Annotated in this window: 10 protein-coding genes; 4 read left to right on the top strand and 6 right to left on the bottom strand. The window is 42.9% G+C overall.

Going from position 1 to position 13,389, the window contains the following annotated elements; genetic code table 11:
* Positions 1-62: 62 nt before the first annotated feature.
* Positions 63-1,406 carry a magnesium transporter gene (locus tag L1D15_RS16150; RefSeq protein WP_239867361.1) on the bottom strand — a complete coding sequence of 448 codons (1,344 nt, stop codon included), beginning with the start codon at positions 1,404-1,406 and terminating at the stop codon, positions 63-65.
* A 96-nt stretch (positions 1,407-1,502) separates the two neighbouring features.
* On the opposite strand from L1D15_RS16150, the gene L1D15_RS16145 reads away from it, so the two are divergent.
* Positions 1,503-2,369 (top strand): universal stress protein, encoded by an 867-nt coding sequence (locus L1D15_RS16145; protein ID WP_239867358.1) that lies wholly within the window; start codon positions 1,503-1,505, stop codon positions 2,367-2,369.
* A 375-nt stretch (positions 2,370-2,744) separates the two neighbouring features.
* Positions 2,745-4,466: a diguanylate cyclase gene (locus L1D15_RS16140; RefSeq protein WP_239867355.1), complete on the top strand. Its 1,722-nt coding sequence runs from the start codon at positions 2,745-2,747 to the stop codon at positions 4,464-4,466.
* A gap of 21 nt (positions 4,467-4,487) precedes the next feature.
* Here the strand turns inward: L1D15_RS16140 and L1D15_RS16135 are convergent, their stop codons facing one another.
* The 3 genes from L1D15_RS16135 to L1D15_RS16125 form a co-directional block, all read right to left on the bottom strand.
* The gene (locus tag L1D15_RS16135; RefSeq protein ID WP_239867352.1) at positions 4,488-5,897 is read right to left on the bottom strand and encodes an aspartate kinase; all 1,410 of its coding nucleotides are present in this window, start codon (positions 5,895-5,897) and stop codon (positions 4,488-4,490) included.
* A gap of 381 nt (positions 5,898-6,278) precedes the next feature.
* Positions 6,279-6,623 carry an ATPase gene (locus tag L1D15_RS16130; protein ID WP_239867349.1) on the bottom strand — a complete coding sequence of 115 codons (345 nt, stop codon included), beginning with the start codon at positions 6,621-6,623 and terminating at the stop codon, positions 6,279-6,281.
* Positions 6,624-6,632: 9 nt separating this feature from the next.
* Positions 6,633-8,984: a S8 family serine peptidase gene (locus L1D15_RS16125; protein ID WP_239867346.1), complete on the bottom strand. Its 2,352-nt coding sequence runs from the start codon at positions 8,982-8,984 to the stop codon at positions 6,633-6,635.
* 549 nt (positions 8,985-9,533) lie between these two features.
* Between L1D15_RS16125 and L1D15_RS16120 the strand changes: the two genes are divergently transcribed.
* Complete coding sequence (locus tag L1D15_RS16120; RefSeq protein ID WP_239867343.1) at positions 9,534-10,298, top strand: 1-acylglycerol-3-phosphate O-acyltransferase; 765 nt, start codon at positions 9,534-9,536, stop codon at positions 10,296-10,298.
* Here the strand turns inward: L1D15_RS16120 and L1D15_RS16115 are convergent.
* Positions 10,295-11,266, bottom strand: a complete 972-nt coding sequence (locus tag L1D15_RS16115) for a chemotaxis protein (protein ID WP_239867340.1) — start codon at positions 11,264-11,266, stop codon at positions 10,295-10,297. The two genes, L1D15_RS16120 and L1D15_RS16115, sit on opposite strands and share 4 nt — an antisense overlap.
* A 594-nt stretch (positions 11,267-11,860) precedes the next feature.
* On the opposite strand from L1D15_RS16115, the gene L1D15_RS16110 reads away from it, so the two are divergent.
* Entirely contained in the window at positions 11,861-12,412 is a 552-nt protein-coding gene (locus tag L1D15_RS16110) for a hypothetical protein (RefSeq protein ID WP_239867337.1), read from the top strand.
* Here the strand turns inward: L1D15_RS16110 and L1D15_RS16105 are convergent.
* A complete protein-coding gene (locus L1D15_RS16105; protein WP_239837477.1) occupies positions 12,409-13,386 on the bottom strand; it encodes an ion channel in 978 nt (325 codons plus the stop codon). The genes L1D15_RS16110 and L1D15_RS16105 overlap by 4 nt on opposite strands.
* Between the last annotated feature and the right edge of the window lie 3 nt (positions 13,387-13,389).

The following is a 13,389-nucleotide window of genomic DNA, read 5'->3' as shown; positions in this document are numbered from 1 at the left end:
CTATAGTGACGACACTCACCGATAGCCGCTCTGCTGTCAGGCGAGTAGCAAATATCATTTTCTTAAATCAGTAAAAGTGAGCCTAAGCCTAAGAAAACTAAAAAACCTACAACATCGGTAACGGTTGTTAGAATAACGGAACCGGCTACTGCTGGGTCTATGTTTAGCTTTTTGAGTAGAAATGGGATCAGTGTTGCCGAGCCTGCAGCCGCTAGACTATTGACGACAATGGCACAAAAAATAATGATAGCTAAAGCGATACTTGAGAAAACAAAATAAACCACAACGGCAATTAGTACCCCAAGAGCGACACCATTTATAGCGGCGATACGACACTCTTTATTCAGTAGTAGCTTCAAGTTACTTTGGTGTAGGTGATTTAAAGCGATACCCCTTAGGGCAACCGCTAATGTCTGACTTCCTGCAATCCCCCCCATGCTTGCAACAACCGGCATCAATATCGCTAAAGCGACGACTTGCTCAATAACGTTATCAAACAGCCCAATAATGGCAGAAGCAAGAAAGGCCGTTAACAAGTTGATGACCAACCAAAGCGCCCTTAATCTTGCAGCAACTTTCAAGGGGGTAAACAAGTCTTCTTCACTTTTCACATTGTCTGCCACTACCGCCTTTAAGTTCAGTTCCCTTAGCGCGCTCACCAAGTTATACATGGAGAGGACTCCCGTGACTTTTCCATTCGTTAAAACAGGAAACCACTGGAGCGTACCATCAATAGCGAGCTGTTGACTGACCTCATTAATATCCTGATGGCTATCCAACAATGGGGTTGGGGAAACCAGAGCCCCTAACAAAATATGTCCTTCTTGGACCAGTAAACTGTCGGGACTAATCGCACCTAGAATGCCTTTCGAGTCTCTTACAATTATCAGCCGAATCGGGGTCTCAAACTTCTTAACCATTTCTTCCTTTAGAGCTTTTACGCTATTTCGCGCATTAGCCACAAGAAATTGAGGGGTGGTGTAGCGTCCTACTAAATTATCCGAAAATGAAAGCGCCTGCTGCAAATAACTGGCTGTGTCTTCACTCTGATCTAAGAGGAACTCATCAACAAATTCTCGGGGAAGCAGCTCATCAAACGTGAGTACATCTGCTTCCTTCGCCTGAGTAAGACAAGATTGAAGTTGCTCAGGTGAAAGGGACTGGTGAATGTGTTTTGCGGTCTCATATTGTACGAGGTGCAATGTTCCCCAGTATTTTTCAACAGGAATATGAGCAATGATTTTTTTCCTCAAAGCATTGCTCACGGATTCTAAAATACTGGCAATTTCATCTTCTTGTAAGCTCTCTAGGTAACTCAAGTCCTCATTTGTTTCTATCGTTTTAAGAAACTCAGACAACCTTGCTGTTCTATTTTCAGGAGTTTCCATTTCTTTCACATTGTCCATTTGTCTTAACACCTATACTAGTTGTAGTAGTAACTTCATAGAATTTCTGAAAATTGTCCAGTCGTCTTTGAAATGACGCGATCAAAAGGGTGTGATATGGGCTCAACTTACTTCTTGACACATCAACGCAAAATTCCGTCAAAAAAAGTGCTAGCGAAATTACTAGTGCTTGCTAAAAATCAAAAAATCACTGTGCTGATTCAAGATCACCGTAGAGGGGACGATCATTTATTCTCAGACTTTTTACGCAGTGATCCAGAGCAAATCGAACAGAGAATCAAGGAAGTACAGCTTTGGATTGCTGCCACTAAAGACAAAATTGCCGAATACTGCGCTGATGAAGACATTACGGTACCAGAGATTGAATTTGAGCCAATTGAAGGCAACAACTGGGTAAACTTATTGGTGTCTTTCATTCGTCATCGTACTGATTTACTCATCGTCGATGCCACCATGAATGTTCGCAAGCTCTTACCGGAAATGTCAAAAATCTCGTGCGATATACTCTTGCTCGGCCATCAATACTGGGCAAGCAACATAAAAACCTTGTGCGCCATTGACCCTCTCCATCGAGAAGATCAAGAGTGCGAAATAGATATGGCGGTGACGGCAAGAGGGAATTGGTTGTCAGAACAATATGGCGCGAGAGTATCACTTATTTACTGTTGTTACGTGGCACCATACTTAATGAGGTATAAAGCTCAAATTTTAGCAAATCAAAAGAAAGGGTTGGAAGAGTTCATTGGGAAGAAGCACTTACAGTCCCTGCCCATACATATGCCTGATGGTAACCCGGAGGAAGCACTTCCCAAGGCGATCTCTCAAATGAAGGCCAATATACTCATTATGGGCGCCTGCCAACGTAGCGCGACATCTCGCTTTTGGTCTGGCAGCACAACCGATGCATTACTGGAAAGTCTTCCTTGCGATCTGCTTTTAGTCAATAAAAATAGACATGACTAAATGCACTCATTTCACTGGATAAACTTACGCACACAATATGAGCTTGATTTAATATAAATACTCACCTAGTGTTGAAGTAAGTAACAAAAAATAAATGTAAGACACACGAATTTGCTGGTACTAGATTTACTTTCTTACTTCCTCCTTTCTGTAAGAGTGTAAATATGAGTCCCAGCTATTTTTTAGTCTTAATAGATCATAACCAAAGTATCCAGATCAGACGATGATATCCCTTTGAAATCAACAACTCCCCAATAAGCATCTACCCCCACACACCACTTCATTAAACCTCCAACCCAGTAGTGATAGATTTGTTAATAATCCTCACAACTTCTAAGCTTAATTGATATGCAGTAGAAGCTTGAGAATGACACTATGCCTATAAATAAAACGTATAAGCCCACTGGTATTGGTATCAGGCAAAAAATCACCGTTATTTTACTAAGTATTATTATGCTTTCTTTGATCATTACCGGATCGGTTTATCACTATAAAAGCCAAGAATCGATTGAAATGGTTGTCGTTAACCACCTTAAAACCGTTGCGAATAATAAAAGAAATGCGGTTTTTCAAATTATCAAAAAATACCAAGAACGCATTGCATTAATAAGCTCAAGAACACAATTGAGAATCGCACTAAGTCAATTAAAGCAATCTGAAACAAGTGATGAGAGCACAGCACATGTCCATAAAATATATAAAATAATCACGGATGCTAAAGCATCGATCAAAAGTATTCAGAACATCATAGTGACCAACACAGATGCTCAAGTAGTCACTTCCTCTGCTAACATCCACGCCAACGGAGAAATCAAACGGCAGTTGCTTCCCGCCAAAGACAAGCGGTACGCCATAGCATTTAATCTAAATAAAGAAACTGATGTGACGACTTTGTTTATTTCACAGAGATTGCAGCTTGATGGGCACCTTATTGGGTACGCCATACTCGAAATGAATTTGAGTGATTTTTCTGTGGTCACTGATACCCAGTTTGGGCTTGGCAACTCAGAAGAGACAACACTGGTTTATCAAGACCCAAGTACGGGTAGTATTACCCCTATTTACCCAGTAGCTCTGACTTTAGGGTATGAGCAGGGTTCGTGGGTTGACCCTTTCGCCCTAGTTAGGCAGAAAGATGATGATATAACCACCTACATCGATCACAAAGGTCATGATGTACTTGCCGTCGCTTATGCATTCAAAGAGCTGAACCTAGGACTTGTGTACAAAATAGATCATGCCGATGCGCTTGGGATAATCAGTGAACAAAGGCAGTTTCTGATCATCTCTTCTCTGGCAACTGCACTCGTAGGGGGCATTGTTGTGCTCATCCTCTCTCGAACGATCACTAAACCCATCATTGATTTAACTTACGTGGCATCCATGATTGCCAACGGTGATTTATCCCAAAGAATTCAGTATTTTACGAAAGATGAACTTGGAATGCTTGCTCAAGCTTTTAACCAAATGGCAGATAAACTCATTGATGCTAATCAAGTGCTGGAACAAAGAGTCAGTGAAAAAACCTTAGAACTCTTCCAAGCCAATGAAAGCCTAGCTCGACTCAACAGGGATTTAGAATTACTGTCGCTAAAAGATGCTTTAACAGGTATTAGTAATCGAAGAGCGTTTGATGATTTACTCGAAGAAGAGTGGAAAAGATGCCATCGAGACGGAACTTCCCTTGGCTTGATCATGATCGATATCGATTTTTTCAAAAAGTACAACGATAGCTTAGGTCATAGTGCTGGTGATGCTTGCCTCAAACAGGTTGCGAATCTCATTGACCAAGCCGTTCATCGAAACAGCGACATGGTCGCTCGGTATGGAGGAGAAGAGTTCGTCGTCTTACTGCCTAACACCCCCCTCGATGATGCGCTCTCTGTGGCACACCGAATTCAAGAAGCGATGGCCAAAGGAAAAATATTACACCCAGACTCTCCCATTTCTTCACATGTCACATTAAGTATTGGACTGGGAGCCATCGTCCCTGAAAGAAACACATCACCTCAAGCATTTTTAGAAGCCGTAGACGCGACTCTTTATCTTTCAAAGGACAAAGGACGTAATACGATTTCAACAATACAGGATATCTAATACTGGGGCTGAAGCTAAAAATTAGTGATTGCGATCTGCGGTAGTATTTAAAAATACATCATGCAAAGCACATAGAGCCGCTCTGAGCTGAACACTTGCCACCGCAAACTTTACGCTATTATCACCTTCAGAGTAATGAATATTATCAGGTAATATCCCTTGCATCTCTAGTGCTTGGCAGCCTAGGCGTAAAGTCTGCTCACCTGATATTTTCGCCCCCAAAACGGACAGTAAAGCCACTCGTTGAACGGTTAGTTCAGCGTTAGGTAAGCACTTTTTGGCTTGAGTCAATATCTTACCAAAATTAGACACCGAGCAATCAAAGTAATAACAGAGTGTTTCTCTCCGCTCATCATGGTGCAGAAGGTTAACATTGGGTAAGGAGAAAAGCTGATGTTTTAGATCAGCCAAATCCGAATTACCCTCGGTAAGAATTATTTTTAACACACAAACATCGTCTCTCCCTGTCACAACGTCCACTTTCTGCTCTGTTGAGCAATGGCCATGGCTAATAACAGTCCCCGGATGTTCAGGTTCAAAGGTGCATTTCACCTGCAAGTCAATATTCTCTTGGGAAAGCTCTTCAATGGCATCAGGATGAACAAGATCGTGAGACAAGGCTGACAGTTCATTGGCTACTTGATAGCTTGATTGCCCAATCGGGTTTACCTGCTCAGTACCAATTAAATCGGGATCGCCCGAACTCAGATGAGAACATTGATGTATCACCGCCTGTTTAGCTTCAGTTAATGCCGCTATTCTACTCAAGGTTAAATCACCGTAACGGCGATCATCATGACAAGTGTCACTCCTTTCACAAGATGCGTAAGCGGTAACAACTGGAAGTTCGCAGTTTAAGTCTACCCCCTCTAAACGATTCCAAACTTGGCTATCAAGAGATTCACGCGGCTCATTAGGAGGGCCAGCTAAGTCGATGAAACGAGTTTGCACACCATGACGCTTTGCCTTCAAAGCAGTATTGTAAGCACTATGAGCCTCACCTATTGATGCCAGCCGCTCTCGAACCGGCTGCCAATAGTATTGATGAGATGCACCATCTATCGGCTTCCTAGTAGATAAATAGTGGTGGATCCACTGACGAGTACAAGATACACGTTCCAAAATGAATTCATCCGCTTTTCTGCGTAATATGGGATCAGCGAATACACTCTCATTCACTAGTAATAACCTTTGAATAACACTGTCTAACTGACTTTCCCACTCCTCCCCTCCAGACAAAATATACTGATAAACCCCAGGCTCAAACGTACGATGATTTTCTAGAAGGGCGTCTGTAATGCCTTGGTAGGCAGGCACAACAAAAATACGGTTATATCTTGCTCTAGGCTCAGGTTTCAGAATGATATTATCCAAAACTGCATCAAACGCAGACATTGATGAACCACTCACTTTCTCTACCGTGTGGGACATAGTTTTCTCTCTTTATCTAAATCACACCCCTAAATACTTAGAGGTCTAAGTATTTATTATAACCAAAAACCACAAATTAACAAAACAAAGCCTATTTAAAAAGTGCTTAAAGCCGGGGTTTATAATTTGAACTATAAACAAAAAGAATAAAAACCAAGGTTGAAAAGTAAAATAAGTCAGAGTCACTGACTATCACTCTTAGGATATGAAAATTTGATGAGTAATAGGATGCGATGGAGAAAGAAGAGCAGCAACTCAGTCACCAAACGGTGAACTGACAAACGCTTCATAAGAATGCCAAGCCAGCTACACAATTGTAACCACTTTATTGTGTAAACAACGCCAGTAAAGCATAAAAAAGCGCCCCGTAGGGCGCATTGATTATTGTGAGTAAAGACGTCGGATAGGCTCTGGCTCTGTATAATCAATCAGCTCATTATCGTTTAGCTCATCGATTTGTTCCTGAGTCGCAGATACCACCAGCACCTGCTGATTATCTAAAACATCAACCACTTCAATATCATGAGAACGAAGAAGCTCTCTGGCCTGCTGCTCTTTGCCTTCATGATACTTCACAAAGAACCTTGGTTGCTCAGCAGCCTGTGCTGGTCTCTTTTCCACTGGGGGAAACGCCGGATTTCCTGCCATTGCATTGGCGGAGAAAGTCGCGACCAGTAGGCTGAGAGCGCCAACATAGGAAAATGATTTTAATCTCTGCTTCTTCATACTCATTCCTTATTGAAAAGATAGAGTCCAGCTGTTGATGCTGCCCGTATCTTGACTGGCATTGTCTACAGCACTCAGCTTCCATGTACCTTTCGACTCATACCCACTAAAGTTAGCCTGATAAGTGTTGGCAATGTTGTTGGCTGAACCACCCGCATTGTCATGCAAAACCACTTCATGGCCCGTTGGAGATGTCAAAGTAACACGCAAATCACCAATGTAAGTATGGCTGATGTCAAGTTCAACAGAAACGGTACCAGCATCACCAGAACGCAGTACGTCGAGTGTGCTCGTTACACCAGCACTGCTGTTATCTGGAATGGCGACTGCATCAGAGTTTGTGTAGCTAGATGGTGCCTGGCTACTAGAATCATTACCATTATGAGAAGCAACGAGTGAAGCGCCTGAGTAAGCGGAATAACCATAAACTAGAACTTCATAAGTACCAGCAGAAGTGACATTGAGAGAACAACTCTCACCGTTACCCTGCTCCCATGAACGGCAATCGTAAACACCTGTGCTAGGTGTACCATTGAAGCGAACATACATATCGGCATCGCCTGTGCCACCACTTAGAGTAAACGTCGCTTGGCTAGCATCGGCAGGAACATCGAAAGTGTAAGTCGTGCTTGATTTACTTCCGCCAGACAATGACGTTTTCGCGACACCATTCTCCAGAACTTTACTAAGGTCAACAGGGCCATTACAGCCTACATCCAAGTATGCCTTCGCGGCATCCGCATTCACTAGACCATAGCCAGTACGGTTATCACGGCCTTCTGAGTCGATGTCAGTTGCTGTCGCGGTCAGTGCCTTACGTACTTGTTGCGCTGTACACGTTGGGTGGTAGCTCCATACTAAGCCTGCAACACCAGTGACATGAGGTGTTGCCATGGAGGTACCATTATAGTACTCGTAATCTTCACCCTTGGTGGTTTTGACTGTGACGGTCTGACCAAGCTGATTCGCCAGTTCTAAACCGAACTCGCGGTCAACTGTAACGGAAACCATACGATAATCGTTGTTGTCATCCAGTACGAATGGGTTCTGTAAGCCTGACAGCTCCTGATTACTGTATACAATCGCAGCTTTGGCACCTGCGTTGTAACATGCCTTAACTGGGTTGACTTCTGGGCGCACGCCTGTTGCCTGATTATCAATGCGCTCAGTCAGACAGATCTTGTCCGACATGTCGCCACAGTTATAGCTGCCTGACGAGATATCACAAGCAGCAAGAGGGGCGGTAAACGTACCGGCAATCGGGTCTGAGATGTAGTCACCTGACTGGAGAATTTTACGATTGTGTGGAACGACACCACGATCGAAATTACTCACTCCGTTAATCGTAATATCGGACAGTACACCCTCACCGACGGTCACAGTTGACAGTACCGCCACACCTGGTGCTGCAATATCTACCTGATCTGTTGCTTGAGAGAAAGCTGCATGATGATTTTTGTTATCCACTGCTGCAACGGACATCACAGCGTCATAAGAGGCAGGATAGCTGTGTGCAGTATTGCCTGAGTTACCTGCCGCAGCAATAAGTAGAACACCATCATCATAAATCGACTGAAGGGCATTTTGCTCAGTTCGGCTCGCTTGGCTACCACCGAGACTCATATTGACTACATCTGCACCGTTATCCGCACAGGTCTGGATCGCCTTCACTAAACTCGATGAATACCCCCACCCTGATTCATTGAACACTTTAACAATATGCAAATTCACGTTCTGGTTTGGCATCACGCCTTTGACGCCTTCGTTGTTAGCAATCGCTGCAATAGTACCCGCAACGTGAGTACCGTGAGCATTATTGTTACCCGGAGAACTCCATGATCCCGTACCACTGTCGTTAGTACCTTGTACACGGTTGCCGCTCAGGTCGTTATGACTGATGTCGTAACCTGAATCAATAATACACACTGTACGGTTGCCCGTATTGGAGTCACTTAATAATTGGGCATTCACCGCATTGAAGCCCCAAGGGGTAGTTTCACTTAATAAGTAACGTGGAGGATCCACCTCGACATATTCAACTTGGCTGTTTTCACGTAGTGCCGACAACTCACTGTCGTCTACTTCCACACTGTAAAGTGCTTGGTTACCCAATTTTTCAACTTTGCGCGCTTTCACTTCATCTAATACCGCTTCACGCGCTTTCGATGGTGCCACTGCTGAGCTCGCCATTGAGAAAGGTGCAGGTGACTCTTCTTTAAACTTGACTATATATTTAGTCGGCAAATCAGCCTCGTTAAAGCCAGTTGGCAACGCTGCGAACGCAGACGTAGCACCAGCCATAGCCACGGTAATTGACGATAGGACGAATATTCCTTTGGTTTTATTTATCATGTTGTGCATTTGCTCTGATCCTTTTTGAGCTATTTTTATTCACTTTATCTCCATGAACAGTCATCTTTTATAACTACTCAAGAGAGCCCTAGCTATAAATCACGCTTATAAAACATCCAACATTTTATAAAACAAAACCTTCATAAACAGGCAACAAATCAATTAAACAACAGTATTAGTAAACATACTTTGGTTAATAAAAAACCTTAAAAAGCAATTAGTTAATAACAAGAAGTGCATTTAAAATTGGTTTTAATGATTGATTATTTACCAACAAGCAGAAGTGATAGTTTTAACATTTGTTAAAAAACAAAACATCAGAAAAACAGACAACTTTAATTTTGATAATTTAATCATCATAAGGAGTTCGGAAATTGGTATCTGGCAACCGTTGTCCACAGGAATAGACTGAGCTTTCAGCGAAGGTAACTTTTACACTTGATAGAAGCTTTTACGCATTTTTTGTTGCAATTGAGTTAAATAGAATGAAGACTCTAGACTCAACTGAATAATTTGCATCAGTTTAATAACGCATGCGCATTTAAAGAGGAAAGTATTTTGCTTGGTATTATTCGTCTGACCTTGGCTGCAATTTTTATTGTCTTTACCACACTATTTGCTTTGATCTATTGCTTATTCAGCCCAAGAAACCCAAGGCATGTTTATTTCTTCTGCCGCTGGTTTAATCAGCTACATAAACTTGTCGGCATCAAACTGATACAACGTGGCTTAGATAGAGCTCCAACACCAGCCAATAGCGTTTATATCTCTAATCATCAAAGTGTGTACGACTTTGTCACAGCGCCGGGGATGCTTCGCCCAAGAACCGTCACTCTTGGCAAAAGAGACTTGCTCTGGCTCCCTTTCTTCGGTCAACTTTACTGGATCACTGGCAACATACTGATTAACCGAGAGAACAAATCTCAAGCACGCGATACGATCAAACAAGTCGCAGAAGCGATTCATCAACGCGATCTGTCTGTTTGGGTTTACCCCGAGGGAACAAGAAGCAAAGGAAGAGGGCTGCTACCGTTTAAAACTGGTGCATTCCGTATGGCCATTGAAGCGGGAGTCCCCATCACGCCAATGTGTGTCAGCACTACCCATAACAAGATTGACTTAAATCGTCGTAACAATGGTGTGGTGATTTCTGAAATGCTCGAGCCCATTGATGTCTCTGGGTATAAAATCGAAGATGCACGAAAGCTGGCGGAGCATTGCCATACATTAATGGCAGCAAAAATAAAAGAGCTGGACAACGAAGTCACCCAGCTTGAAATACAAAAGAATAAAGCGCTTTCAGAACAACAGCATAGTCATTAGAAAATGTATTGGTCCATCATTGCGACCATACGACCAATCTCTGGCTTAGTAATAGTGTCATTTGCACCTAAAGCCAGAGCTTTGGCACGGTTATCATCACTCATCAGCGAAGAGAACATAACTATCGGTAACTCTTTGTAAGCATCGGATTCACGTAAACGCTTCACCAAGTGCATACCGTCCATACGTGGCATCTCCACATCCGTCACTACCGCATCAACCAGTTCAGTCACAGGTAAATTTTCCTTCTTCGCGACTTCGGCAATTTCCATTAACTTCTCATGTGCCTCACCACCATCTTTACATGCGATGATGTTATAACCCGCCGAGCTTAATGTGTCCTGGATCAAGCTGCGGATAAAGGCCGAATCATCCACCACCATGACAGTCTTCGAATTACGCTTAGAAACCATTTTCTGGTTGAGATCGACACTTTTATCCACTTTGACATCGTATTTTTCCATACTCAGTTCTGGGTTGATGTCAGCGATGATCTTCTCAAAATCAAGGATCATTATCAGATTGCCATCTTTGCGCACGACTGCCACTACACAGTCTTGTTCGCCAGCTTCAAGAAATTGGCTTGGAGATTCGACATCATTCCATGAAATACGATGAATACGGCTAATGCTATCAATCAAGAATCCATTGGTCATGCGGTTAAAGTCCGTCACAATAACAAACTTTTTCTCAAGCTCTTGGCTTGTCGGTACGCCTAACCAGCCAGCTAAGTCAACGAGAGGCGTCAAAATGTCTCGTGATGAAAAAACGCCCACCATATGAGGCTGAGCATTGGGATAATCGGTAGTTTCCGGCACCTGAATGACTTCACGTACTTTGGCGACGTTGATGCCGTAATAACAGGTTTTTTTAGAGCCATCGGGCATCTGTTTAACTAAGTGAAATTCAATAATTTCAAGTTCATTTGTGCCACTTTCTGTAAGAATTGTACTGCTTGAAACGCTCATAGTTGATTTTACTCATTCCCGGTATCATTCACACTTACGTAGAGTGTTTCTCATCTACGTAACTACCTAATCTGCCGCCTCGGGATTTGTATTTTTCGTTAACGCGTGAGGCGAAAGTAAAACTATCTCATTTATCAATATAAATGCCAGAAGAATTCATCAATCTCATTGCAAGCTCTTGTGTGGCTCACACTATGATGAAGCATTGGTTACTATCCTAGTATAAGCCCCGAGTGGTGAACTTTCCTTAAACTAGAAAGAATTGCTCTTCTAAGCCTACAGTTACTCAGGCAAAATATTCATAAGCCTCTGTATCGACAGATAAACTCAATATCTACATCACTATAGCGGCAATGTAATGCCAGAGTTGAATTAAATATCACGAAGGGAACACATTCTTCTACTGGTATATGAAATGTCCAAGATGTAGTGATTGCTCAGTTTTAAAACTAAAGTCAATTGATTAGGTTTCATCTTTCATATACCTTCCTTGAGCTAGTGAATCAATATGAAGTAGTCTTTTATCAACCGCTCTACTTTGTACTCGATACACCATCAGAATGTAGATGCAATCATATTACCCCCTTAAAAGCGATGAATGATAAAATCTTACTCAATACCCCTCTTTACACTTTCTGCCACCAGCTTGATAGTGCAAACCTAAGTGACCTAGATCTAATAAAGGCCGATGCGAAGCAAACATGGCTAAGGAAAATTTCACTGCTGCAAACCCAGTTGAAAACCTTGCCTCACCTGGCTGGACAAGTGCTGCTACGCCTGCCCATGGGAGCAAACCTTGAAGATATAGAGTCAATAGTGCTCTATCGTGGGATCATATTCGTTATTCAGATAGATATGGACAGCGATAATTACCAGCCAAGCTCTATCGCTCAGGTTCATCTGGCTGCTCGCCAGCTTAAAGACCTCAACCAAGCCAACAAAGACAAGTATATGGTTCCTGTATTATTGGCCGAAAAAGCACAGCCACAATCGGGGGCATTAGCGGCAACAGAAGACAGACTGTTTGACACTATGTGTGACAGCGGAGAGTACTTATCTGCAATGATCGAACATTTCGCCAACCAGTTTAAAGCGGATGAGATCGATGCTGAAAACTGGTTAGTACAACATTATCGTAGCCTCTAACGCGTCATTTTCTTCACGAAAACCACCACAAACAGCGCCATGGTAAAGCTGCCGAGAAAGGCTTCGAAGGCAGCAATAAACCTAGCGATTCCGACTGGGGAAATATCCCCGTAACCGAGAGTAGTAAAGGTCACTACGCTAAAGTAAAGCGAGTTAAGAAATTCAAATAGATAGAATTGCCAGCCACTAAGATCTTCATATATCGGGTGTGCGCCCGTAGTATCCAAAAAGAAATACGCCATGGCACAGACTAATATCAGAAAGATAGAAAAGCCGACCACCCGCATCGGATCTTCGCCATAACCGCAGAACAGATCGACCACTTTAGACACCACTCTACGGACACTCAACTTTGGCATTTGATATCGACGAAAACGCATCTCGCGTTTGAAGAAGTCTCCCGCCATTTCGAACAAACCCTGCTTCTCACATTGCTTGCGAATATTTCGACACACTTCCTCGGCTTCCTGATACAAAGATGCAACTTCTTTGTACTGACGCTTCTTGCGTGCCTGCTTAGCTTGTTGTTCTTGCTTGAGGTAGGTTCCCCACTCAACATTCTCCAGCTTCGCTCGGCCAAGATCTGCTCCCAGTAAATTGCAGTCATCAAGCTTGGCACAATGCAGATTCGCACCTAACATCTTTGATTTCATTAACGACGAACCACGTAAATCAAGACCGAAAAAGTGCGCATCGGTCAGATCCGCTCGGTAAAAATCCACATTACGACATGAATAGCCTTCTTTACACCCTCGGTTCACCAAATTGATGTCTACCAAGTTTGTTCTTGCCAACTGAAATCCGTCTAAAGGTTTACCCGCTGCGGCCCATTGTTCAACCTTGTCTTTTATATCATCTTTGCTTTTATCGACTTTGGGATCATGCCAGTAACACAGTCCTGACTCACCACACGGTTGATCGCAGCACCAGCCATCAGGATTTTGATAGCTGCATTGGCCTTGTGTCGATTTCATATG

Source organism: Vibrio sp. Isolate25 (assembly GCF_022398025.1).
Lineage (GTDB): Bacteria > Pseudomonadota > Gammaproteobacteria > Enterobacterales > Vibrionaceae > Vibrio > Vibrio coralliilyticus_A.
The sequence above is the reverse complement of the archived record's forward strand: the minus strand, read 5'-3'. Positions and strand labels throughout refer to the sequence as shown.